The following is a 24259-nucleotide window of genomic DNA, read 5'->3' as shown; positions in this document are numbered from 1 at the left end:
AGGACGGCGCCTGGTCACGTGGAAGCCGGCGTCGGGTCCGGTTGCGACCTCCGTTGCGCGAGGTGGTCATGGCTCGATCCGCACGAGCTCGAGCAACGCATCGACGGCCCCCGCGATCTTCGGCTCGCGCCGTGCCACCTCGAGGAACCTCGACTGGGCGGCGCGCGCGCGGTCCGCCACGACCTCATCGCGCACCAGGCCGCGTCGCTCCTCGACAGGCACCACCTGCGCCGGGATGCGCTCGAGGAGCATGATGACATGAACGCCGAAGGCCGATGTGACCGGTTCGGTGAGATCTCCGCGCGCGACGAGGGACGCGGCCGCGCGGGAGAACGCGGGGTCAAACTGCTGCGGCTCCGGCGTGAGCACGCGGCCCGCCTCCGTCACCGGCGCGAGCGCCTGCGCCACGACCTCGAAGCCCTCGGCAGCGACGCCCTTCGCGGCGCTGATGAACGCCTCTGCAGCCGGATCGGGGGGCGGTTGGGGCGTCGCCGCGGCGCGGGGCGGCTCGGTGCGCTGAGCGACCTCGCGCGAAGACAACACGGCCGTCCGGACGGCGTCGGCGATCGCCTTCGCCCTGTCACGGGTAGCCTCGCCAGCGTCCTCCGAGAGCTTCACGACGGCGTGCACGGTGCGGTACCCCTCGGGACGATCGAGATCGAGCCAGTGGCGCTCGGTGGCGACGCGCAGCTCGTCGTCGGTCACCGGGCCGGCGTTCGCCGCCTCCTCTTTCAGGCGGTGGAGCATGCGACGGGCGAGCAGCAGGCTGATCTCGCGCCGCACGTCGGGCTCCTGTTCGAGGCCGCGAGCTCGTGCCTCGGCGGCCCAGAGCGCGTCGCGGACCGCCGCGTCCCGGGCCTGCGCAGGCGGGATCTGCTGCGCCGCCGCGATGCGCGCTACCGAGTCGACGGCGATGTCGCTCGCGCCCACGCGGGCCGCCACGTCGGGCGGCAGCGGCGCCGCCCCCCTCGCGGACGTCGATAGAGCAGCCCATGCCGCGCACGCGCAGAGACACGCGACGGCCGCGATCGTTCGGCGCCCAGGGCTCACGCGCTACCCCCGCGGGGACGAAGGATCTCCGTGGACGCCTTGAGCGAGAGGCCGCCGATCACGAGGAGGTAGATCGCCTTGAAATCCTGGCGATCACCGAGCGCGTGAACCCCGAAGGCAAAGGAGAACGCTGCGGCGACGAGGAGCAGAACCGCGAACACATCGACTGCGCGGGACACGCCCATGAGTGTAACGCGATTTGGTGAGGAACCGGCGGGGATGCGGGGACACCAGGGAGCGGCGGCAGCCGGGAGGCCACGGCCGCGCCGCGGCTCACCGCAGCGTCATCGCCACCGCCCCCAGGACCGCAAAGACGATCAGGACCACCAGGTGCCGAACGGCTCGGTGGGGGAGCCGCCGTCCGCCGCCCGTGTGCCGGCGGCCACGAGCCACCGCGACGCCGGACGCCGCCGTGATCAGCGCGACAGCGCAGGCCACCGCGACGGCCTGGGCCAAGAGGGCGCGCTCCGGGTCCCGGATGCGCCAGGCGAGCACGAGGATCGCGAGGCTCACGAGCGCTCCGAACGCGACGATCGCCGTCGCGAGCAGAGGGAGGTGGGCTCGGGCCTGCAGGAGCGGGGCGTCTGGTTCCGGCTCCGGCTGGCGCCGCACATCCCAGCGATCGCGCCAGGAAAGCGCGAAGATGCCCCAGGCGATCGCGCCGATCGCCGCGCGGACCGGGTCGAGGCGGGATGGCTGAAGGGAAGGAGAAGCCAGCAGCCAGGTCAGCGTGACCAGCGCGAGAAAGACGGAGATGCCGAGGTGCCGGGCGACCCGGCGGTGCGTGGCGGCGAGCAGCGGCGCAGCGACGCCGCACAGGAAGGCGAGCGTGGCGGCGATGCTGGCGACCACGGGCGCGCCACGACCGAAACCCGCGGGCGCGACCGTGATCATCCAGGCGACGACCGCGGCGAGCAACGCCTGCGGGGCGCGCCCGCCGCTCGGACCCAGGTCGAAGCGCGCAGCCCCCGGCAGCGGCGCCTCCGGATGGTCCGAGCCTGACGCCCCGTCGACCCCGCGCGTCAACGCACCGCCGCGACCGACGGAGGCCGACGCGGTGGACTCCTCTTCGCGCGGAGCGCCGATCGAGATGGCGCCGGGGGCATCCGTGCTCATGAGCGAGCGCTAGGCCAGGTTTCTCAGGAGGTTGCCCACGGGCAGCACGTCCGGCGCTGGGGCACCCACGCCCGCCTGGTCGCCTGCGCTCCCCTCTTCACGGGCGACCTCGAGCCCGAGCCGCTTCCAAAGGCCCGTGTCGAAGAGGTGGCTCGGGCGCACATTGCCGAGGGCTGCGAGCATGTTCTGCCGCGTCCCGGGGTGGCGCGCGTCGAGATCCGCGAGGAGCTGGCTCACCGCCTTGCGCTGGAGGTTGTCCTGGGACCCGCACAGGTCGCAGGGGATGATCGGGAACCGCTCCTCCGCGGCGAACGCGGCGAGCTCGGCCTCGGCGCAGTAGATCAGCGGACGGATCACGATGTTGTCGCCGTCGTCGGAGATGAGCTTCGGCGGCATCGATTTCAGCTGCCCGGCGAAGATCAGGTTCAGGAGCAGCGTCGTCACGGCGTCGTCACGGTGGTGGCCGAGGGCGATCTTCGAGCAGCCGAGCTCGCGCGCGATGCGGTACAGGATGCCCCGGCGCAGGCGGGAGCAGAGGGAGCAGTACGTCTTGTTCTCGGGGATCTTCTCGGTGACGATCGAGTAGGTGTCCTCGGAGATCATCCGGAACTCGTGGCCGCCCGCCGCCATGTAGTCGGTGAGGAGGTGTCCCGGGTAGCCAGGGTGCCCCTGGTCGATGTTGACCGCGATCACGCTGAACCGGACCGGCGCGCGCCGCGCGAGGTCGACGAGCAGCGCGTGCATCGCGTAGCTGTCCTTGCCCCCCGAGACAGCACAGAGGATCCGATCGCCGTCGGCGATCATGTCGAAGTCGGTGATGGCGCGCCCCATGGCGCGCGCGAGCTTGCGGCGGAGTTGCACGGTTTAGCCGGTGAAGCCTTCGATGAGGCGGAGGAAGGTAAGCACGCCGTGGCCCGTCCCGCCCTTGGAGAAGATGCCGTACGGCTTGTTCGCCATGGATGGGCCAGCGATATCCACGTGGACCCAGGGGACATCCCCCACGAACTCGCGCAGGAACAAGGCCGCGGTGATGGCCCCTCCCCAGCGGTCGGCCGTGTGCTTGATGTCGGCCCAGTCGCTCTTGAGGCCGTCGCGGAGCTCTTCGATGAGCGGGAGCTGCCACATCGACTCGCCCGCGGCCTTCGCGGCGCTCCGCAGGCGCTCCGCGAGCTCCTCGCGGTTCGAGAAGAAGCCGGACACGGTCGGCCCGAGGGCCACGACGCACGCGCCCGTGAGGGTCGCGTTGTCGACGATGAGGTCCGGCTTCAGCGCGCGCGCATAGGCGAGGCAGTCGGCGAGGACCAGGCGCCCCTCGGCGTCGGTGTTGATGATCTCCACCGTCCTGCCGTCCAGAGAGCCGAAGATGTCGCCGGGCCGGTATGCCGCGCCGTCGGGCATGTTCTCTGCCGCGCCGATGACGCCGTGCACCTCGACGTTCGGCTTGGCGGCCGCGACGGCGGCCATCAGCGCGATCACGTTCGCGGCGCCGCCCATGTCGCCCTTCATTTCTTCCATGCCCGGAGCTGGCTTGATGCAGAGCCCGCCGCTGTCGAAGGTGAGCCCCTTGCCCACGAAGACGAGCTTCCCCTTCGGCTTCCCGGGAGGAGCGTAGACCATGTGGACCAGCCGAGGCTCCCTCGCGCTCCCCTGCCCCACCGCCATGATGAGCTTCATGCCCCGCTTGGTGAGCGCGGCCTTGTCGAGCACCGTCACCTTGAGCTGGTTCTGCTTGCCCACGTCCACCGCGACACGCGCGAGCGCCTCCGGATAAACCTCGTTCGGCGGCTCGTTGACGAGGTCGCGCGCGACGCAGATCGCCTCGCCGACCTGCTGGCCGAGCGCGACGGCATCGCGCGCCGCCTTGCCCCCCTTGCCCTCGATGACCACGGTGCCACGGGAGAGCTCGACCTTGGGCACACGATCGCCCGTGAAGTAGCGGGTGAACCGGTAGGCCCCGAGCACGAGCCCCTCCGCGGCAGCGCGCTCCGCGCGCTCGACGCCGGGAGGCACCACGACCGCGACGCTCTCGGCGCGCACGCCGTTCGCGAAGCGCGCCCCCTTCGCCGCGAGCAGCCGGCACTCGACGTCGGTGACCTTGCCCGACCCGAGCCCGAGCAACAGCACACGGCCGGGCTTCAACGCGCCGTGCGTCGCGAAATCGATGCTCTGATCCCTCTTCCCCGTGAAGTCGTCACGCTTGACCTGGTGAGTCACCGACTCGCCCAGCGCCGCCACGAGCCTCGCCAGCACGCCCTCACCCGTCGAAGCGCCTTCAGGCACGCCGATGACGACGACGTCGACGGCGATGCTCAGCGGGTCGGACGAGGCGAGGTTCACTTTGATCGGCATGCGGTCTCCTGAGCCCGGGATGTGGAGGGTGTCCAGCGCGGCATCTAAACACGAAGGGCTAACCCCGTCGACGTGGACGATGCCCGCAGGCGGTCGGCCCGAGGTGCGGGCGGGACAGCGCTCCCGCTCCCAGGCGCGTAGTCCCGCACGGTCCCGCACGGTCCCGCACGGTTCCGCGCGGCTCCACGCAGGCTTCGCGCTCGGCGGCCCGCCGTCGGAGCGCCTCGCGCGACGCTGCCCTCCGGACTGCGGGTCCGAGCCGGCCCGGCCCGGGCGCCGGATCCAGCGGCGTCAGCGCGCCGACTCGTAGATCTGGATCACGTCGGCGAGGAGCCGCAGCGCCTCGGCGCGAGGGCGCTGGAACGCGTTGCGCCCCATGATCGACCCGAAGGAGCCGCCTGCGGCCATCTCGCGCACCTCCTCCAGGACGGCGTCGGTCGCCTTGGACTCGCCGCCAGAGAAGATCACCACGCGCTTGCCGCCGAACGTCGCCTGCACGACGTGCCGGGTCCGGTCGGCGAGCGTCCGGATGGGAATGTTGTATTTCTCGTACATCTTTTTCGCCTCCTCCTGCTCGATATGAGCGGTCGGCGGCTTGACCTTGATGATGTGTGCGCCGAGCTGGGCCGCAATCGTCGCCGCATAGGCGCAGACATCGATGGCCGTCTCGCCCTGCTTCGACAGTCCGGCGCCGCGCGGATAACTCCAGACGATGACGACCAGGCCCCAGCGCTTGGCCTCGAGGGCGATCTCGCGAAGGTCCTCGTACATCCTGTTTCTCGCGCCGGACCCCGGGTAGATCGTGTAGCCGACGCCGACGCAGCCGAGGCGGAGCGCGTCCTCGACCGAGCCGGTCACCGCCGACACGGGCTGCTCCACCTTCGCCAGCGTGTCGCTGTTGTTCAGCTTCAGGATCAGGGGCACCTGCCCCGCGAACCTGGCCGCGCCCGCCTCCAGCGATCCGAGCGGCGCCGCGTAGGCGTTGCACCCGGCGTCGATCGCGAGCTGAAAGTGGTAATCGGGGTCGTAGGCCTCGGGGTTCGGAGCGAACGATCGCACCGGACCGTGCTCGAAGCCCTGGTCCACCGGCAGGATCACCATCTTTCCGCTGCCCGCGAGCGCGCCATGGTTGAGCAGCCGGACGAGGTTCGTCAGCGTGCCTGAGTTCTCGGAGGCGTACCAGGAGAGGATCTGCTCTACACGGGTGGTGAGCGCCATGAATCACTCCGTCGAAGGTGCTGCTGCGCCAGGAAGCGCGTGGCCCGCCCGGGGCGTGAACCCACCCCGTCATGCCCGCGGCGCCGTGCCAGGGTGCTCGGGCGAGCGGGCTCGGGCCGCATCTTCAGGACTTGGACGAACGTATCGAGCCCAACGCGCGGGCGGTCCAGCGCCCCGAGGATGTTGTACGAAGCCATCGGATACGCAATTCTCGAGACTGCGCCGGTCCGCCCTCGGGGCCACAGCGGCGGACGCGAGCGCGAGCACGTGGCGGGGCGGTAACGTCCTCGCCGACAACGCGGAGGGATCATGTCGGACCAACGGGATCTGAGCTGGAAGCCGCCGGAGGCGCCGTCACGCATCGGGATCACACTCGAGACATACATCCTCGAAGGAATGCTCGGGTTCCCCGCGGCGACAGGGGTGTTCACCTCCCTCCTGAACCAGTTCGGCCTGGTGGCGAAGCTCGTGACGTCCAAGGTCCGGCGGGCCGGCCTCGCCAACGTCCTCGGATACACGGGACAGACCAACGTCCAGGGCGAGGTCGTGCAGAAGCTCGACGAGGTCGCCAACGAGACGCTGCTCAGCGTGCTCGGAAGGCGCGGGCACTGCGCGGCCGTGGTGAGCGAGGAGCTCGGGGAAATGAGGCTCCTCTCCACGGACCCACGAGCGAAGTACATCGTCGTCGTGGACCCGCTCGACGGCTCGTCCAACATCGACGTGAACATCTCGATCGGCACGATCTTCGGTGTGCTCCGAAAGAGCGACGCCAAGATGGGCGCCGATCCCTCGGACTTCCTTCGCCCCGGCCGCGATCTGGTCGCGGCCGGCTACGTGCTCTACGGCTCGTCGACGCTGCTCGTCATCACGACCGGCCTCGGCGGCGTGCACGGCTTCACCTACGACCCGACCGTGGGAGAGTTCTTTCTCTCTCACGAGAACATCCGGATCCCCGAGCGCGGCTCGACGTACTCCATCAACGAAGGCCACAGCGCGCGATGGCCGGAGGACGTGCGCCGCTGGAACGCGTGGATCAAGGAGGACAGCAAGCACGAGGGGCGGCCGTACGGCGCGCGCTACGTGGGATCGCTGGTCGCGGACGCGCACCGGACGCTGCTCAAGGGCGGCATCTTCGCGTACCCCGCCGATCGAGGCGGCCAGGGCAAGCTGCGGCTGCTCTACGAGGCGAACCCGTTCGCGTTCATCTTCGAGGCCGCGGGCGGAAAGGCGAGCACGGGGGCCGAGCGCATCCTCGACAAGGTCCCGAGGTCGCTCCACGAGCGCGTGCCGCTCGTCCTCGGCTCGCCCCGCGACGTCGAAGATTTCGAGCAGTTTGTGCGCGGCGAGCGCTGAGGCTGCGAGAGAAGGGCGCCGTCCTCACCGGCACGAGCCGCAGCGCCGGGGGGCGACCGGCGGGTCAGACCCCCTGCGCGTCTGCTCCCCAGATCACCTTGTGGAGCTGGACCTGCACGCGGACGCGGAGGCCATCGTCGAGCACCCACTGGACGAGCTCCTTCGGCGACAGCTTGCCCCACACGCACGAGGCGAGCAGCGTCACGCCGCGCGCGTCGAGGCGCCGCTCGCGGATGGTGTCCCGCATCCACGCATAGTCCGTCCGATCGGCGAGCACGAACTTGATCTCGTCGCGCGGCGTGAGGTGATCCAGGTTCGACCAGCGGTTCCGGTGGGATTCCCCCGAGCCAGGCGCCTTCAGGTCCATGATCTTGTGCACGCGCGGATCGACGCGCGAGACGTCTGCCTCGCCGCTGGTCTCGACGAGGACCGTCCGGCCCGCGTCGCAGAGCTCCGCGAGGAGCGGGAACGACCCGGGCTGAAGGAGAGGCTCGCCCCCCGTGAGCTCGACGAGCGGCGTGCCGAGGGCCAGCGCGCGCTCGAGGACCTCGCCGCGGCGGATCCGCTTGCCGCCGTAGAAGGCCTGCGACGTGTCGCACCAGGCGCAGCGCAGGTTGCACCCGGTGAGCCGGACGAAGGTGCACGGCAGCCCGGCGAACGTCGATTCGCCCTGCACGCTGGCGTAGATTTCGTGGACGACGAGGGTGTCTTCTTTCAAGGAAGCGACGCCTCCGAGGAGCCTCGGTCGGCCTCGGCGGCGCAATGCCGCCGGCGACCCGAAGTGGGGCGGGAGCTTTGGCCGCGCCGAGCGCGCAACGCAAGCGGCGCGGGGCGCTCAGCTGGAGATGACGCTGACCTCGCCCGCCGCCACCGCTCGAAGGATGCCGTCCGCGCCGCGGACCAGCAGGTGCCCCTCCAGATCGATCCCCGCCGCGACGCCGACCACGCCGCCGACCTCGACGCGGCGGCCGCGCAGCCAGTCCATCCGGGCGAGATCCTCCGCGAAGGGCGCGAGCCCTCCTGCCTCGAACCTCGCCGCCGCGTCGCCGATCGCCTGGAGCAGCTCCGCGGCGAGGCGCTCGCGCGGGACGTCGTCGATCCCGAGCATCGCGAGCGACGTGGCCCGCGCCGACAGATCCGGCGGGAAGCTCGACGCATGGACGTTGAGCCCGACGCCGACGATCACGCTGCTCACCGACTCGCCGCGCAGCTGGGCCTCGACGAGGATCCCCGCCAGCTTGCGGGCCCCGGCGAGCACGTCGTTGGGCCACTTGAGCCGCACCTCGACGGCGGAGCCGCCGCCCGACGCGCCGCGGGACGGAAGAGGCGCGAGCCGTCGCTCGATGACGGACGCGACGGCGAGGCCCATGACGAGCGCGATGGGGGCCACTCGGCTCGCCGGCAGGCTCGGGCGCAACACCACCGACAGGTAGAGGTTCTCGCCGGGCGGAGAGTGCCAGGAGCGCCCGCCGCGCCCCCGACCCTGGGTCTGCGCGTCGGCCAGGAACGCAGCCCCGTGCGGCGCGCCGGCTGCGGCCGCGCTCCGCGCGTCGTCGTTCGTCGACGCGGTCTCGGCCGCCACGGCGAGCGGCCGCCCGAACGACGCGCCCAGCCGCGAGAGCTCGCGCTCCATCGCCTCCCCGTCGAGCCGCCTCACAGCGAGAGATCCAGCGCGATGTCGGCGGCGCGCGCCGAATGCGTCAGCGCCCCGACGCTGATGATGTCGATGCCCGCCGCGACGAGCTCGGGGATGCGCTCCAGCGTGATGCCGCCGGAGACCTCGAGGAGAGGCCGGCCGTGCTGCGCCGACCGCACGCGCGCGGACGCGGCCTTGACATCGGCCAGCGTGAAGTTGTCGAGCATGATGATGTCCGCGCCGGCGGCCAGCGCCTGATCGAGCTCCTGCAGCGAGGCCACCTCGACCTCGACCTTCGTCGTGTGCGGGGCACGCGCCCGCGCGCGCGCGATGGCGGTCGTGATGCCGCCCGCCGCGACGATGTGGTTGTCCTTGATGAGCACGGCGCTCCCGAGGCTGTCGCGGTGGTTGTGCGCGCCGCCCACGCGCACCGCGTAGCGCTCCAGCCCGCGGAGACCGGGCGTCGTCTTGCGGGTGTCGGTGATGCGCACGCTCGACCCAGCCGGGATCGCCTCGGCGTAGCGGCGCGCCTCGGAGGCGACGCCGCTCATCCGCTGCGCGAGGTTGAGCGCGGTGCGCTCCGCGCTGAGGAGCGAGCGCGCGCGGCCACGCACCGTCCACAGCGCCGTGCCGGCGCCGACGGCGGTGCCGTCCGCGACGAGCACCTCGCCCTCCACCTGCCGATCCAGGCGCTGAAAGACGCGCAGGAACACGTCGCCCCCGCACGCGACGAGCGGCTTGCGCGCGACCGCCTTCGCGGTCGCGCGCGCGGAGGCCTCGACACAAGCCTCGGTGGTGAGATCGCCTCCCGCGAGGTCTTCCTCCAGAGAGCGATCGATCAGGGCATCGAGCAACGGCGCAGCCAGCACGGGCATCTCCTCGGCGCCGCTCCCACGCGGCGCTCCCAGGTATACTCGGTCCCGCACGCGCGCATCAGCGCTGTCGCGCCCACACGAAGCGCGATAACGCATTGCGTCATCGCGAATCCTTGTGGTGGCACGTGCACCCTGGTGCGTGCGACCTCAGCCGTATGGGCGCCCTGGACGGGACGCGGGCGGAAATGGATGGGGCTCGCTGCGCCGAAAAGCAGGGCGGTTCGCGATCATCGCGACGCTGTGTCGCACAAATGGGGCTGACGTTCGTCTACCAGCCTGTGAGACTCTCCGAGCAACTCCAGCGCCCTCAACGGAGATCGATGCGTCCGCAGGCAGGCCAGGTCATCAACAACAAGTACCGACTCGTGCGCCTCATCGGCGATGGCGGCATGGGGAGCGTCTACGAAGCCCGCCACGAGGTGCTGGGGACGACGGTCGCCCTCAAGTTTCTCCACCCCGAGCTGTCCCGCCGCTCCGGCCTGGTGCAGCGCTTCCTTCAGGAGGCGCGCGTCTCCGCGCAGATCCAGAGCGCGCACGTGGTTCGCGTCAGCGACGTCGACCAGACGGCGTCCGGCCTGGCGTTCATCGTGATGGAGTACCTGGAGGGGAAGACGCTCCAGACCCTGTACGAGGAGCTCTACCGGGCAGGCATTCGTCTCGGGTACCCCGACGCGCTCGAGTACACGATGCAGATGCTGGAGGGCGTCGAGGCCGCCCATCGCGCGGGCGTCGTCCACCGGGACCTGAAGCCGGACAACGTGATCATCACGAAGTCCGCCAAGGGAGAGCCGCTCATCAAGCTGCTCGACTTCGGCATCGCCAAGCTGAAGGTCACGGGGGAGCTCGATCGCGGGTTGACGCGCCCCGGCGTGATCATGGGCACCCCCGAGTACATGGCGCCCGAGCAGGCCTACTCCGCGGACTCCGTGGACGCGCGCGCCGACATCTTCTCGCTGGGCGTCATCATCTTCGAGATGCTGGCCGGCCGGCGGCCGGTCGGCGGCGATGAGCCCCAGCAGATCGCGGGAGCCTACCTTTCGGGCCAGATCTCGCAGCTCTCCGACCTGGCGCCGGAGCTCGCGCCCGGCCTCTGCGCCGCCGTCCACCGCGCCATGGCGGCCTCGCCGCCGGATCGCTTCGCGACCACCGCCGAGCTCCGCAGCGCCCTGGAGCCGTTCGCCCGAGCCGCCCGCGCCCCGTCAGCGCTCACCCCCGCGCCGTCCGAGGTCAGCCTGGCGCGGTCGTCCGGGGCCGCCCTGGCGGCAGCCCTCGCGGCGCCCGGGATGCTCACGCCTTCCGCGGCGGCGCCCGCGACCAACGCGATGGGGGACGGTCGCGCCAGCTCCGTTCCCAAGACGATTCCGCCGGAGGACGGCGGCGCGCAGCACGCGTCCAGCGGCCCCCCGGGCGGCCTCGGTCCCTCGACCCCCATGGGCGGCTTTTCCTCGGATTCCCGAGGTCCCTCGGCGTCAGCTCCAGGGTTCACGCCGAGGCCGGAGCCCTCCTCAGGCCCGTACTTCGCCCAAGGGGGCTATCCCCAACAGGGTGGGTATCCCCAGATCGCGCAGCCGGCGACCGTGAGCGCCGCCCCCTACGCTCTCCCCCAGGGGGTGCCCGCCACGAGCCACGAGCCGGGACCCTTCGATGTGTCGCCGCGCCCGGGAGGGACGGCGGTCGGAGGCGCGCCGTTCATGGACAGGAGCGCGGCCCCGGGCGGCGGATTCAACGGCGGCCCAGCGCCCGGGTATGGCGGCGCGTATGGCGGCGGCGCGCAGGGCTACATCCCTGGGACGGCGCCGATGGATCCGCTGCCGAGGATCTCGCAGAGCGCCTCGGCGCACGGCGCGCAGCGGCCCGCGCGAGGCGGGACGTCGCTGTTCGCCATCCTGCTGCTCGCCACGGGGATCACGGGGGCCGTCGTCGGTGGTCTGTACATCGCCAACGAGCTGAGCCGGAAGGAGCAGGCCGACGTGGCGCCGGCCCTGCCGACCCTCCAGCCGGCCAACACGGTGCCTTCGGATCCCAGCCCGCCCGCGACGACGCCGCCCGCCGTGACGCCCCCGGCGGTGACGCCACCTCCTGTCGAGCCGCCCGTGGTCGCCAAGCCGCAGCCCCGGCCGACCACGACGGCGAAGCCGCCGGCGCCGACGACCACGACGGCGCCGACGACCACGACGGCGCCGACGACACGCCCCAGCGGGACGACGATCATCCCCCAGCTTCCCTGGGTCATCCCGTCGACGCTGCCGCCGTTCCCGTTCCCCGCGCCGCCCAGCGGACAGCCGCCGGCCAACCCACAGCCGAACACGACGAGCCCGCCGACGACGAGCCCGCCGACGACGAGCCCGACCACCACCACGCCGTCGGACAGGCCTCGACGGCGCGTGATCATCGTACCCAACAACTGACGCGCCCAGCGCCTACGGTAGGTAGGATGCGATCTCGATGAGCAACCAGAATAGCGGTCCGCCGCCGGGATGGCCTGCGCCCCCGAGCGGCATGTACGGCCCTGGCAAGACCGTGCCCGGCGAGCCTCCGCTCGCAGGGCTCAACTCGCCGCAGGGCGCCTTTCCCGTGCCGCCCGGCACCGCGCCGCACGATCCGAACGCCGCTGGCGCAGCCGTCCCGCGGACCCTCGTCGAAGGCGGGACCAACAGCGCGCCTCCCGGAACGCCCGGCCCTTACGGCGCTCCCGCTGGCCCGTACGGCGCGCCGCCACCTGGTGTACCCGGCCCGTACGGGCCCGGTGCGACAGCGAATTACGGCGGGCCACCTGGAGCAGGAGGCGCTTACGGGCAGCCGCCCCAGCCTCCCAGCCCGTACGGCGGCTCGCCGTTCGGGGCCCCAGGTGGCCCCGGGGCCGCCGGAGCGCCGGGGTTTCACGCCGGCGGCGCTCCCCAGCCGCCGGGCAGCGGTGCGCTGTACCCGGCGCCGATCCCCGCGCGGCCTCGCGCGAAGAGCTCCAGCGCGACGCTCGCGCTGATCGGGATCGGCGCGTTCGTGGTCATCGGCGGGCTGACGACCGTCTTCTTCGTGATGCGCAGCCGAGGATCGTCCGAAGATGCTGCAGCGCTGACGCCCATCGAGGCGCCCCCGGCGCCTGCGTCGGTCGCCGGCGATCCGGCGCCTCCCCCTCCGACGGCCGCCACACCCGCGGCGACCGCGCCGGAGCCGCCCGCGCCTGCCCCGGCGGCAGCCCCGAAGCCGACGGCGCAAGCACAACCCAAGCCGACGGCGACGGCCCCTGCGCCCACCGCCACGGGGACGACCCCTGCGCCCACCGCCACGGGGACGACCCCTGCGCCCACCGCCACGGGGACGACCCCTGCACCCACCGCCACGGGGACGACCTCTGCGCCGACCCCTTCTACGTCCTCGACGGGCCGTCGAAGGATCGTCTTACCGGGCAGCCACTGAGCTGTCCTGCGCCGCCCGCTGTGCCGCTGGCAGCGGCGCGGCGGGTCCGTGCCGAGGTTCCCCCAGCCCGCTTGACAGGGCGGTCACGGTGATCAGGTTCCGATGCCATGAGCAAATCCGGGATCGCCGCAGTGCTTTCGTTCCTTATTCCGGGCGTTGGGCAGCTCTACAACGGCGCGTTCCTGCGCTGCATTTTCTGGCTGATCGTCACCCCCGGCCTGTGGATCGGCTCGGGCGGCTGGCTCGGCTGGATCTGCCACCTGATCTCCGCCTACACCGCGTACCAGTACGCGAAGCGCGCCGGCGGCTGAGCCGCGCTCTCCGGGACAGCGCGCCGGTTCGCGCGGCGCGCCCGCTCACGTAGCCTTCGCGAAGATCCGCTTCAGCACCTCGCCCGTCGCCGTCGGCTGACGCGCCACCTCGCGCGGGGTGCCCTCCGCCACGATGCGCCCGCCGCCGGCGCCGCCCTCCGGGCCGAGCTCCACCACGTGATCCGCGCACGCGATGACCGCCGGGTGGTGCTCGATGATCACCAGCGTGTCGCCGCGCTCGACGAGGCGATCGAGCACGCGGACCAGGCGCGTCACGTCCGCCAGATGCAAGCCGGTCGTGGGCTCATCGAGCACATAGAGCGTGGGCTTCGGCCGCGCGCCGGCCGTCAGCTCCGCCGCGAGCTTGAGCCGCTGGGCTTCGCCGCCCGAGAGCGTGTGCGACCCCTGGCCGATGTGGAGGTAGCCGACGCCGAGATCGCACATCGTCGAGAGCGGGGCGCGGATCTTCGGGTGGGCCGCGAAGACCTCGACGGCCTCCTCCGCGGTGAGGTCCAGGAGCTCGCCGACGGACAGACCGAGGTAGCGCACGTCGAGCGTCGCCGGCTCGAAGCGCGCGCCGCCGCACGCCTCGCACGGCGTGGTCACGTCCGGCAAGAACGACATCTCGTGCGCGATGACGCCCTGCCCCTCGCACGCGGGGCACCGCCCGCCGGAGGCCGTGTTGAAGGAGAACCGCGCAGGGCCGTAGCCGCGCACCTGCGCGTCGGGGCAGGCAGCGTAGAGCTTGCGGACCTCGTCCCAGACGCCCAGGAACGTCGCGGGGATCGAGCGCGGCGTCCGCCCGATGGGCGACTGATCGACGGCCACCGCCCGCAGGATGCTCTTCGGAAGCCGGAGCGCCTTGTGCGGGCCCGGCTCGGGCGCCTCCAGCTTCAGCGCGCGGCGCGCGGCGGGGTAGAGCACCTTCTGGATCAGCGTGCTCTTCCCCGAGCCGGACACGCCGGCGACCACCGTCATCCGGCCCGCGGGGATCCGGAGCGTGTCCCCCTGGAGGTTGTGCGCGCGGGCGCCGAGGAGCTCGATGTGCTCGCGCTCGGGAGGGCGCGCCGGGCGAGCGCTGAGCAGCGCATCCTCGCCGGCGAGCGCCCGGGCGGTCGGCGAGTCGGGGTTCGCGAGCACCGCGCGCGACGGCCCCGCCGCGACGATCCTGCCACCTTTACGCCCGCCCGAGGGGCCGAGGTCGATCAGGTGATCCGCCGCGCGGATCGTGTCGGCGTCGTGCTCCACCATCAGCACGGTGCTCCCCATCCCGGCGAGCCTCCGGAGGTTGCCGAGCAGCCGGTCGGTGTCGCGCGGGTGTAGGCCGATGGTCGGCTCGTCGAGGACGTACAGCGCCCCGGTGAGGCCGCTGCCGAGCTGCGCCGCGAGCCGCAGGCGCTGCATCTCGCCGCCCGAGAGGGTGGCCGCGCGCCGATCGAGCGTGAGGTAGCCGAGGCCCACCTCGCACACGAAGTCGAGCCGGCGGCAGAGCTCCTTGTGCGGCGCCTCGGCGATCAGCGCGCGGTCGCCCGTGAACTGTAGCCCCCTCGCCCACGCGGCCGCGGCCGCGACCGACCGGCCCGACGCCTGGTGGTAACGCTCTCCCGCGAGCCGGACCGCCCGCGGGATCGGCGCGAGGCGCGAGCCGCCGCAGGCCTCGCACGGGTCCGGCGTCGCGAGCGCGTCGTCGTCGAAGTCCGAGGCGCCCGTCCCCTCGCATGACTCACACCGGCCCTGCTTCGTGTTGAAAGAGAACCAGCGGGGATCGAGCTCCGGGACACCGACGCCGCAGCGCGGGCAGGTGCGCGTCGTGGAGAGCAGCTGCTCACCGCCGCGGCCGCCGACGAGCTTGACCGCCCCCCGCCCGAACGCGAGGGCGCGATCGAAGAGGGCGCGATCCAGCCCGTCCATGCGCCCCTCGTACATCACGAGATCGATCGAGTGCTCGCGGCGCTTGTCGAGGCGGGGAGGGCTGTCGGTCGCGCACGGCTCGCCGTCGGCGAGCGCGCGGGTGATGCCGGCCCGGGCGGCGGCGGTGAAGACGTCGAGGTACGTCCCCTTGCGCGCCACGACGGCGGGGGCGAGGAGCGTCCGCGCGCCGCGCGTCGAGACGAGCGAGCGGTACACCTCGTCCGGCGAGCGCGCCTCGATCGGCACGTCGCAGTCCGGGCAGCGCGCCTCGCCGACCTTGGCGTAGAGCAGCCGCAGGTAGTGCGCGATCTCGGTCACGGTCGCGACGGTCGAGTTGGCGCCGGAGCGCGTGGTGCGCTGCTCGAGCGCGATCGAGGGGGGGACGCCGGTGACGCGATCGACGTCCGGCCGCGGCAGCGTGGGGAGGAACTGGCGCGCGTAGGGGGTCAGCGTCTCGAGGAAGCGCCGCTGGCCCTCGGCGAAGACCACGTCGAACGCGAGCGTGCTCTTGCCAGAGCCGCTCGGGCCGGTGATGACGACGATCTCGCCGTGCGGGATCACGGTCGAGACCTCGGCGAGGTTGTGCTCGCGGGCGCCCTCGACCTCGATCCGCCCGCGGTCGAGCGACGCGCGCGCGCCGCCGCCGCGCTTGCCGGGCTTCAGGGCGGCAGGCGCCGCTGCCGCACCGCGCCGCGGGCGCCGAGCGCCGCCGTCGCCCCGCTGCGCGAACCACTCGGCCAGCGAGACGCCGGTCCGCGTCGCCGTCCGGGCCACCTCCTCGGGCGTCCCCTCCGCGACGACGCTCCCGCCCTCGCTGCCCGCGCCCGGGCCGAGATCGACGACCCAATCCGCCGCGGCGATGACGTCGAGGTCGTGATCGACGACGATCACGGAGGCGCCCTCGGCCACGAGCACGGAGAGCGCGGCGTTGAGGTGCGTCACCTCCGCGGGGTGCAGGCCGGCGCTCGGCTCGTCGAGGAGGAAGATCGCGCCCGCGCAGGGCTCGCCGAGCGCGCGCGCGATCTTCAGCCGCTGCGCCTCACCGCCGGAGAGCGTCGAGAGCGGCTGCCCCAGCGTGAGATAGCCGAGGCCGAGCTGCTTGAGCGGCGCGAGCGCCCGCCGGATCGCGGGCTGCCCCACGAAGACCTCGAACGCCTCGTCGATCGAGAGGTCGAGCACGTCGGCGACCGAGCGGCCGTCGAGCTTCACCTCGAGCACCTCGTCGCGGAACCGCTTGCCCTTGCAGGTCGGGCAGGTCAGCGACACGTCGGCGAGGAACTGCATCTCGATCGTCTCGCTCCCCTCGCCCGCGCACGCCTCGCAGCGCCCGAGCGCGACGTTGAACGAGAAGTGGCCGGGCCCGAGATCCCGCGCCGACGCCTCCGGCTGCTCGGCGAAGAGCGCGCGGATGCGGTTCCATGCGCCGGTGTAGGTCGCGGGGTTGCCCCGCGAGGTGCGCCCCAGCGGCGCCTGGTCGACGAGCGTGACGGTGCGGATGTCGGCCGTGCCCTCGATGCGCCTGTACAGGCCGGGCGCCTCGACGTCCTTGTAGCCGCGCGCCCTCGCGATGTGCCGGTAGAGCACGTCGTTCACCAGCGTGCTCTTGCCCGAGCCGCTCGGCCCCGTGATCGCCACGACGACGCCGAGCGGCACGTCGACCGTGACGTCGCGGAGGTTGTTCTCGCGCGCGCCGTGGATCGCGATCTTCCCGCTCGGCGTCCGGCGCTCCGCGCGCGCCGACGCGAGCGGGCCGCGCGCGGCGAGCCCGTCGGGCGGGCCGTCGAAGGTGACGCGCCCGCCCTGCTTGCCCGCGCCGGGGCCCAGCTCGACGACGCGATCGCTCGCCCGGATGACGAGGGGCTCGTGCTCGATGACGAGCACGGCGTTGCCGCGATCGGCGAGCTCGCGCATGGCCGCGATGAGCGGCGGGATGTCCGTCGGGTGCAGGCCGACCGTCGGCTCGTCGAGCACGAAGAGCGCGCCCGTCAGCGACGTGCCGAGCGCCGCGGTGAGCGCGACGCGCTGCGCCTCGCCGCCCGAGAGCGTGCGCGCCTGGCGGGCGAGCGAGAGGTAGCCCAGCCCGACCCGCTCGAGGTACCCGAGCCGCGCGATGAGCTCGCGGCGCGCCATCTCCCCCTGGCCTGTCTGGGGGCGCTCGGCCTCGAGGCGCGCGCGGGCGTCGCGGAGCTCGAGCTCGTGCCACGCGGCGAGATCCAGGCCGCCGACGCGGTAGAGGAGCGACTCGGGGGCGAGCCGCTTGCCGTTGCACGCGCCGCACACGTCGTAGGTGCGGTAACGCGCGAGCAGCACGCGGACGTGCATCTTGTAGGTGCGCGTCTCGAGCCAGCGGAACCAGGCCTTCACGCCGGGGTACTTCCCCTGGGTCCACGAGCCCTCCCCCTCGAGCACGAGCGCGCGCTGCGCGTCGGAGAGGTCGCGCCACGGCTTGTCGGTGCGGATGCCTTTCCGCTCACAGAACGCGCGGAGCAGCTTCCGCTCCCACGTCGTCGAGCGGCCGTTCCAGGGCCGGATCGCGCCGCCTGCGATCGACTTCGAGGGGTCCGGGATCACCTTATCGTAGTCGATGCCGAGGGTGCGGCCGAAGCCGCGGCACGAGGGGCACGCGCCGGTGGGGGACTGGTACGAGAACAGCCCGGGGCGCGGCGGATCGAAGGCGCGCGCGCACGAGGGGCAGGCGAGCCCGCGCACGAGCCGGAGCCGCGTGGGCCCCGCCCCCTGGCCGCCCTGCTCATCGGCCTTGCGCTGCAGGTGGAGCGAGGCATCGCCCCCGCTGCCCTTCCACGCCTCCTCGATGGCGGCGCCGAGGCGCCGGCGCTCCCGGGGGGCGACCCGGACGCGATCGACGATGACCTCGACCTTGTCCGCGCCGCTCATCGCCTCGGACGGCGCCACGGTGTCGATGTCGCGCGCCTCGCCGCGGACGAGGAGGCGCCGGTAGCCGGCGGCGAGCAGCGACTCGCGCACGTCGAGGAACCGCTCGGTTCCAGCGACCGCGATCGGGTACGTGACGAGCGCGGTCGCCCCCTCGTGCGCGCTCGCGGCGAGGTCGGCCGCGCGCGCCGGGTCGGTCCGCGCGGCCGGCGCCTCGCAGGACGGGCAGACAGGCACCGCCTCGCGCGCGAAGAGCGCGCAGAAATACGGCTCCAGGTCGGCCATCGTGGCGACGGTCGACCGCGAGCTCTTGACCGGCGCGCGTCGATCGACGGCTACGCCGGCCGCCACCGGCTCGAGCGCGTCGATCGGCGGCCGCTCGAGCCGCTCGAGGAACTGGCGAGCGTACGGGCTGAAGCTCTCGACGAACCGGCGCTGTCCCTCCGAATAGAGCGTGTCGAGCGCGAGCGACGATTTGCCAGCGCCCGAGACGCCAGCGATGGCCACGAGCTCGCCGGGCCGGAAATCGAGGTCGATGCCCTGGAGGTTGTGCGTGCGGGCGCCGCGGAGACAGATCGAGTGCATAGGACGCGCGGTAGGGTGAACCCGCGGGGACGCCGTCCGGAGTGGACACGGCCGCGTGAAAACCGCGAGTGTTTAGCCCCCTTTCAGCCCATCGTCGCGAACGATCGTACGTGGGCGGCGTGCCGACCCAGCGTGCTGCGGCATTGCGTTCCGCGTCGTCGAATTATCACGGTCCGTGGCGAGGGGTGCGCACGACGCTCGGGCGACCCGGCAAGCCGAGCGCGGCGGGCGCGCCCGGCAGGCGCGGCGGCTAGCCGTTGACGAGGAGGATCGAGAGGTAGCCGTAATCGTTGCTTGTCCAGTTCGGGCTCAAGGTCTGGCCGCACATCCCGATGTTGTAGGTGCCCGCGGTGAGATTGGTGATGACGGCGCTGAGCCCGAAGGGGACACGGGTATCCGCGGGGACCCGGCCGCCGGCCATCCCGAGGCCGACCGCCTGGACGTCGTCGAGCACCGTGCCAGACGGCCCGGAACGAACCCGCTGGTAGCACATGTAGAGCTTGAGGCTGTCCGCAGGCGAGCCGTCCGTGCCCAGGTACCGATGCGCGGTCGCATAGATCGACTGGCTCGTCGACGAGACCGCCACCAACGCTGTCGGCCCGAAAAAGTCGACAGGCCTCCCGACCGGCAGCGCGGCGTGCGGCCCGACGCCCTGGACCGTCAACGTCAGCACGACCCCTTGGGGCCCGGTCGGACCAGCGGGGCCGGTAAACCCGCGTGGCCCCTGCGGACCGGTAGGGCCCACTGGCCCCTGCGGACCGGTAGGGCCCACTGGTCCCATGGGACCGACCGGCCCCTCTGGCCCGAGCGGCCCCATCGGGCCCTCCGGACCGATCGCGCCCACCGGGCCTTCTGGTCCCCTCGGGCCCATCGGGCCCTCCGGACCGATCGCGCCCACCGGGCCTTCTGGTCCCCTCGGCCCCATCGGGCCCTCCGGACCGATCGCGCCCACCGGGCCTTCTGGTCCCCTCGGGCCCATCGGGCCCTCCGGTCCGATCGCGCCCACCGGGCCTTCTGGCCCCCTCGGGCCCATCGGGCCCTCCGGTCCGGTCGCGCCCGTCGGGCCCTCTGGTCCCGTCGGGCCCATCGAACCGTCTGGTCCCATCGGGCCCTCCGGTCCGATTGCGCCCACCGGGCCTTCTGGCCCCATGGGCCCTGCCGCGCCAGCGGGCCCTGCCGGGCCCTCCGGCCCCCTAGGTCCAGCCACGCCTTCCGGCCCCGTGGGCCCGGTGGGGCCTGCGGCGCCCGTCGGCCCGATCGCTCCGATCGGCCCGGCCGGCCCTGTCGGACCAGCAGCGCCCGCAGGCCCAGTCGCACCGACCCTCCCCTCCGGCCCGGTCGCACCGGCCGGACCGATCGGTCCAGGCAGCCCCTGTGGGCCCTGAAGTCCCGTCGGCGAGCCGACCCACTCGCCGTTCTCGTCGATCACGAGGACGCCGTTCACGATGACCCCACGCTCGCCGAGCACCAGCGTGTTGCCGCTCGTGGTGTTCACCGTGACCGAGGTCGGCGTGATGTCGCCGTTCACATTGCCGGCGAGGAGCGCGTACGGCACGCTCGCGACCGTCGCGCGCGGCTCCAGCTCGACATCGTCGCCCACGGTGATGCCGAGGTACCGCTCGGCGCCGTCGAAGATCGCCTGCTCGAACGGGACGATCGAGCCGAGGCGCACCGAGAAGAAGCCGTCCTCGAACGTGATCGAATGGACCTCGCTCCACAGGGGCGTCGAAGCGTCGCGCTCGTCGTAAAGGGCGAACACGACATCGAGCGTCGCGCTGATGGGCACATCGCGCTCGTCGTAGAGCCGGCCTTGATGGGTGACGGTCGCCGGGACCGCCGCAGCCGCGGTCCCCGCGAGCACGACCGCGCCCGCCGCCAGGGCGGATGCCGTCATGCATCGCGCGATCATCGATGTCCTCATCGCCAGCTCCTCGTCATGGCAAGCTCCCGTCGGCTCCGATGAGCCCTCCTCGCATCCGCACCTTGGGTGAGGTCGACGTCCCCTGGTTCTGCGTCGGCTGCCCGAGCGTGAACACCATGCGGTAGCGCGAGCTCCTCGCGACCTCGCCAGCCGTCACCGTCTCGGTCGCCCCGACGCGCCTGGGAGTCGGCGCGCCCCCGCCGTGCCCATCGCCGCCCTGCCCGCCGCCGCCGCCGTGCGCATCGCCGCCGTGCCCGCCGCCGGCGTGCCCATCGCCGCCCTGCCCGCCGCCGCCCCACCCCCCATCGCCGTCCACCGTGCCGGAGTCCGTGGCGACGCCGCAGCTGCAGCTGCACGCGGGGAGCAGCGCAGAGCTCACCACCATCGCCCCGAGCCAGGCCGAAAAGCGCAGTCCGCGATTCACTGAGTCCTCCAGGCCGACGGCAGGTCGTGCGAAAGGACCATTGGACGAGCGGCGGCGATCGGCGTCAAGCGAGGACGCCGCCACTGCAGCGGGGCGCGCCGCGCGAGCGGCGCGCAGCAGCAGCGCCGGCGCAGGCGCCGCCCTGTGAAGCGGTGTGGACAGGCGGCGGCGCGCGCGCTATGCGGCCGCGTGAGCCGCGCTGGCAAAGAGAAGGAGCGAGAGGGGGAGAAGCTCATCGTGCGCAACAAGCGCGCGACGTTCGACTACACCCTCGACGATCGGTTCGAGGCAGGGTTGGTGCTGCTCGGCAGCGAGGTGAAGATGCTCCGCGACGGCGCGGCCGAGCTCACCGACAGCTGGTGCGCCATCGAGAACGGAGAGGTGTTCCTGAAAGGGGTCAACATCCCCGTGATGTCCGGCGCGGCCTTCGGGCACGAGGCGAAGCGCCCGCGCAAGCTGCTGCTGCACGAGAGCGAGATCGAGACGATCCGCAAGAGCGTGGAGCGGGAGGGCATGACGGTGATCGCGACGCGCCTCTATTTCAAGAACGGCCGCGTGAAGGCCGAGATCGCCCTCGCGAAGGGGAAGAAGACCGTCGACAAGCGCGAGAGCCTGAAAGAGAAGGACGCCGCCCGCGAAGCCCGCGCGGCGATCGAGCGAGCCCGCGGCGGCGCCGCCCGCGGGCGGAGCGCCGGCCTGCGGAGGCCGGAATGACGTCGCACCTCACCTGGTCCAAAGGCGGCGAGGCAGAGCTCGTCGAGATCGACGGCGATCGCGTGCGGCTCCACTCGACCGCCTCCTCGGCGCCCGGAGCGCGCGTGGAGGGCTCGCTGCAAGCGACGGGGACGGCGATCCGGGTGAAGGTCGCCCGGTGCCGCCTGCGCACACCCACCGAGCCCAACGACGCGGCGCCCGGTGAGCGCACCTACGAGCTCGAAGGCCGGCTCATCGATGCGACGCGCGAGGTCCGCGCCGAGCTGGCGCGGCTCGTCGGCGGCGAACGTACGGGCTGAGCCACGACGATCCGTCCAGCAGCGAACGCCCAGGCTGTTCTGCAGCGGTAGCGCGGCGCGGCTCGTCCGGCGGCGAGTGTTGCGATGGCTCAGCGCGCCCCATACGCTGGCTTTCTATGAAAATTACGTCGCGCCCTCGTGTAATTCTGCGCCGCTGCTCGACGTATGACGTTGCGAAGATCCGCAGCATCGTGCGCAGCGGCCTCGAAGAGCTCTCGCTGCGCCCGCACGGCCGGACGCTCATCAAGCCCAACGTCGTCGCGTCGGGAACGCATTTTCCGCACGCGTACACGCGGCCCGAGTTCGTCGAGGGGGTGATCGGCGCGCTCAAGGATCGCGACGACGGGCGCGTGAGAGAGCTCGCCGTCGGGGAGCGGTGCGGCATCACGCTCCCGACCCGCATGACGTACGAGAGCGCCGGCTACTACCCGATGTTCCGCCGGACCGGGGTCAAGCACTACCACTTCGAGGAAGAGCAGCAGGTCGAGATCCCGCTCACGCACGAGGGCCGGCTGCGCGACTACGTGTTCACGCCGGAGCCCGTCGCGAAGGCCGACTTCTTCGTGAACTGCCCCAAGTTCAAGTCGCATCCCTGGACCACCGTGACCTTCTCGATGAAGAACTACATCGGGATCCAGGACGATCGGCACAGGCTCATCGATCACGATCACCGGCTGAACGAGAAGGTCGCCGATCTGCAGTACATCGTGCAGCCGCAGTTCATCGCGATCGACGCCATCACCGCGGGCGAGGGGCGGATGCTCACGCCCTCGCCGTTCGACCTGGGCCTCATCATCATGGGGAACAACCAGGTCGCGTTCGACTCGGTCTGCTGCCAGATCATCGGCGTCGATCCGAGGAGCGTCGAGCACATCCGCCTGGCGTCGGAGCGCGGCTTCGGCCCGATGGACCTCGGCGAGATCGAGATCACGGGGGACGTGACGCTCGACGAGGCGAAGCACAAGGCCAAGGGGTTCAAGGTGGGCCTCGTCCGCGTCGAGAAGTACTTCGAGGGCACGAACATCACGGCCTACGCGGGCTCGCCGCCCGAGCCCGAGCACACCGATTACTGCTGGGGCGGCTGTCCAGGGGCCATCGAGGAGGCGATCGAGATCCTGCGCGAGTACGACAAGGAGTGCGACGCGAAGATGCCGCGGATGCACGTCGTGTTCGGCGCCTACGAGGGCCCCATCGACGCGAAGCCGGGCGAGAAGGTGATCTTCATCGGCGACTGCGCGACGTACAAAGGGAAGATCGGCGATCAGCTGGTCAGCATCGAGAGCCTGTACCGGGAGCGGAGCGCGCGGGACCCCTACACCGCGAAGCACGACGACGTCCTCGCGAAGATGGTGAAGGTGACGACCAAGCTCGCGATGGCCCGGAACGAGACCACCCTCCGGCTCGAGGGCTGCCCCGTGAGCGTGGCGGAGCAGGTGCTCACGCTGGTCACGCTCGGCAAGACGAAGAACCCCTACTTCGCCCCCGACCAGCTGCTCGACTTCAACAAGGCGTACGTCGCCTGGCGCGGGGCTTCACTCGCGAAGCGGCTCGCCGGCAAGCCCTACCAGGTCCACGGCGCCTGCTCGCGCGGCGACGCGGCGCCCGAGCTCCCGTCCGAGCCGCCTAGCCCGCCGGACGCAGAGTGAGATCGAAGAGGACGTCGAGCTCGTCCCGCACCTTGAAGGCGCCGAGCGGCCCCTTGACCTCGCGCACGCCGAGCGCAGCCATCGACAGCTGACAGGTTCCCGTCACCCCGATCGCGCCGTCGCCGCGATCGCGCGAGGAGAGCCGCGCCACCAGCGAGGCGCTCCCCGAGGCGATCTGGACGCGCACCTCGGCGCGGTCACGCGTGGCCCCCGAGGCGCGCACCGCCACGATCTCGGTCCCCGCGAGCACCTCGCCGCGCAGGCGCCGCTCGATGTCGCCGCGATCTCCCGCGGAGAGCGCGTCGGGATCGACGCGATCGCCGCGCAGGACCCCCGCGACGGAGAGCTTGGCCACGGGGACCTCGAGCTCGGCGCTCCATGACTCGCCGTCGAGCCGCGCCCGACCGCGCAGCTCGGACGCCGTGATCTCGAGGTCGTGCGCCAGGCGCGCGAGCATCCCTACGGCTCGGGTGTGGATCGTCAGGCGGGACGCGTTCGGATCGAGGTGCAGCTCGCTCATCGGATGGAGCTCCTTTTCATCA

Annotated in this window: 21 protein-coding genes (1 of these 21 only partly in view); 6 read left to right on the top strand and 15 right to left on the bottom strand. The window is 72.2% G+C overall.

The features are described 5' to 3' along the window. The 7 genes from WME82_RS14515 to WME82_RS14485 form a co-directional block, all read right to left on the bottom strand. Positions 1 to 70, bottom strand: partial view of a roadblock/LC7 domain-containing protein gene (locus WME82_RS14515; RefSeq protein WP_437746022.1) — the start only. 584 nt of this gene lie to the left of the window's left edge; 70 of the gene's 654 nt are visible here — the first part of the coding sequence; the start codon lies at positions 68 to 70; the stop codon falls past the left edge of the window. Then, positions 67 to 930, bottom strand: a complete 864-nt coding sequence (locus WME82_RS14510) for a peptidylprolyl isomerase (protein ID WP_438043314.1) — start codon at positions 928 to 930, stop codon at positions 67 to 69. Before WME82_RS14510 ends, WME82_RS14515 begins: the two co-directional genes overlap by 4 nt. A gap of 116 nt (positions 931 to 1046) precedes the next feature. After that, on the bottom strand, positions 1047 to 1229 hold the full coding sequence (locus WME82_RS14505; protein WP_157906650.1) for a hypothetical protein: 183 nt from the start codon (positions 1227 to 1229) through the stop codon (positions 1047 to 1049). A 94-nt stretch (positions 1230 to 1323) separates the two neighbouring features. Then, positions 1324 to 2166, bottom strand: coding sequence for a hypothetical protein (locus tag WME82_RS14500; protein ID WP_438043313.1), 843 nt, complete (start codon positions 2164 to 2166; stop codon positions 1324 to 1326). A gap of 9 nt (positions 2167 to 2175) precedes the next feature. Next, on the bottom strand, positions 2176 to 3027 hold the full coding sequence (gene ttcA, locus WME82_RS14495; protein ID WP_437746019.1) for a tRNA 2-thiocytidine(32) synthetase TtcA: 852 nt from the start codon (positions 3025 to 3027) through the stop codon (positions 2176 to 2178). A gap of 3 nt (positions 3028 to 3030) precedes the next feature. Continuing rightward, a complete protein-coding gene (locus WME82_RS14490) occupies positions 3031 to 4515 on the bottom strand; it encodes a leucyl aminopeptidase (RefSeq protein ID WP_438043312.1) in 1485 nt (494 codons plus the stop codon). A gap of 291 nt (positions 4516 to 4806) precedes the next feature. Continuing rightward, the gene (locus WME82_RS14485) at positions 4807 to 5733 is read right to left on the bottom strand and encodes a class I fructose-bisphosphate aldolase (protein ID WP_438043311.1); all 927 of its coding nucleotides are present in this window, start codon (positions 5731 to 5733) and stop codon (positions 4807 to 4809) included. 309 nt (positions 5734 to 6042) lie between these two features. Between WME82_RS14485 and fbp the strand changes: the two genes are divergently transcribed. Further along, positions 6043 to 7086, top strand: a complete 1044-nt coding sequence (gene fbp, locus WME82_RS14480; RefSeq protein ID WP_438043310.1) for a class 1 fructose-bisphosphatase — start codon at positions 6043 to 6045, stop codon at positions 7084 to 7086. Positions 7087 to 7150: 64 nt separating this feature from the next. Here fbp and WME82_RS14475 read toward each other — a convergent pair whose 3' ends face one another. The 3 genes from WME82_RS14475 to nadC all read right to left on the bottom strand — a co-directional run bounded on the left by WME82_RS14475 (position 7151) and on the right by nadC (position 9591). Beyond that, positions 7151 to 7804, bottom strand: coding sequence for a radical SAM protein (locus tag WME82_RS14475; RefSeq protein ID WP_438043309.1), 654 nt, complete (start codon positions 7802 to 7804; stop codon positions 7151 to 7153). Positions 7805 to 7921: 117 nt separating this feature from the next. Next, a complete protein-coding gene (locus WME82_RS14470) occupies positions 7922 to 8743 on the bottom strand; it encodes a biotin--[acetyl-CoA-carboxylase] ligase (RefSeq protein WP_438043308.1) in 822 nt (273 codons plus the stop codon). Next, entirely contained in the window at positions 8740 to 9591 is an 852-nt protein-coding gene (gene nadC, locus WME82_RS14465; protein ID WP_438044891.1) for a carboxylating nicotinate-nucleotide diphosphorylase, read from the bottom strand. The genes WME82_RS14470 and nadC overlap by 4 nt, the downstream gene beginning before the upstream one ends. Before the next feature lie 326 nt (positions 9592 to 9917). Here nadC and WME82_RS14460 point away from each other — a divergent pair, with 326 nt between their 5' ends. Then, a complete protein-coding gene (locus WME82_RS14460; RefSeq protein ID WP_438043307.1) occupies positions 9918 to 12005 on the top strand; it encodes a protein kinase domain-containing protein in 2088 nt (695 codons plus the stop codon). 471 nt (positions 12006 to 12476) lie between these two features. On the opposite strand, the gene WME82_RS14455 is transcribed toward WME82_RS14460, so the two are convergent. Further along, entirely contained in the window at positions 12477 to 12938 is a 462-nt protein-coding gene (locus WME82_RS14455) for a hypothetical protein (RefSeq protein ID WP_438043306.1), read from the bottom strand. A gap of 183 nt (positions 12939 to 13121) precedes the next feature. Between WME82_RS14455 and WME82_RS14450 the strand changes: the two genes are divergently transcribed. Beyond that, entirely contained in the window at positions 13122 to 13325 is a 204-nt protein-coding gene (locus WME82_RS14450; RefSeq protein WP_012235204.1) for a hypothetical protein, read from the top strand. A 45-nt stretch (positions 13326 to 13370) separates the two neighbouring features. Here the strand turns inward: WME82_RS14450 and uvrA are convergent, their stop codons facing one another. The 3 genes from uvrA to WME82_RS14435 form a co-directional block, all read right to left on the bottom strand. Then, positions 13371 to 18713 carry an excinuclease ABC subunit UvrA gene (uvrA, locus tag WME82_RS14445; RefSeq protein ID WP_438043305.1) on the bottom strand — a complete coding sequence of 1781 codons (5343 nt, stop codon included), beginning with the start codon at positions 18711 to 18713 and terminating at the stop codon, positions 13371 to 13373. 250 nt (positions 18714 to 18963) lie between these two features. After that, positions 18964 to 20607, bottom strand: a complete 1644-nt coding sequence (locus WME82_RS14440; protein WP_438043304.1) for a collagen-like protein — start codon at positions 20605 to 20607, stop codon at positions 18964 to 18966. Between the two features lie 40 nt (positions 20608 to 20647). Then, on the bottom strand, positions 20648 to 21058 hold the full coding sequence (locus tag WME82_RS14435) for a hypothetical protein (protein ID WP_438043303.1): 411 nt from the start codon (positions 21056 to 21058) through the stop codon (positions 20648 to 20650). Positions 21059 to 21247: 189 nt separating this feature from the next. On the opposite strand from WME82_RS14435, the gene smpB reads away from it, so the two are divergent. From smpB to WME82_RS14420, 3 genes are all read left to right on the top strand, one after another. After that, on the top strand, positions 21248 to 21772 hold the full coding sequence (gene smpB, locus WME82_RS14430) for an SsrA-binding protein SmpB (RefSeq protein ID WP_437535436.1): 525 nt from the start codon (positions 21248 to 21250) through the stop codon (positions 21770 to 21772). Beyond that, entirely contained in the window at positions 21769 to 22071 is a 303-nt protein-coding gene (locus WME82_RS14425; protein ID WP_437746009.1) for a hypothetical protein, read from the top strand. The genes smpB and WME82_RS14425 overlap by 4 nt, the downstream gene beginning before the upstream one ends. Positions 22072 to 22262: 191 nt before the next feature. Then, positions 22263 to 23717: a DUF362 domain-containing protein gene (locus WME82_RS14420; RefSeq protein ID WP_438043302.1), complete on the top strand. Its 1455-nt coding sequence runs from the start codon at positions 22263 to 22265 to the stop codon at positions 23715 to 23717. Here WME82_RS14420 and WME82_RS14415 read toward each other — a convergent pair. Beyond that, a complete protein-coding gene (locus WME82_RS14415) occupies positions 23695 to 24237 on the bottom strand; it encodes a hypothetical protein (RefSeq protein WP_437746007.1) in 543 nt (180 codons plus the stop codon). The two genes, WME82_RS14420 and WME82_RS14415, sit on opposite strands and share 23 nt — an antisense overlap. Between the last annotated feature and the right edge of the window lie 22 nt (positions 24238 to 24259).

Origin of the sequence: Sorangium sp. So ce128 (assembly GCF_051525245.1) — a bacterium.
GTDB lineage: Bacteria > Myxococcota_A > Polyangia > Polyangiales > Polyangiaceae > Sorangium > Sorangium cellulosum_B.
The sequence above is the reverse complement of the archived record's forward strand: the minus strand, read 5'-3'. Positions and strand labels throughout refer to the sequence as shown.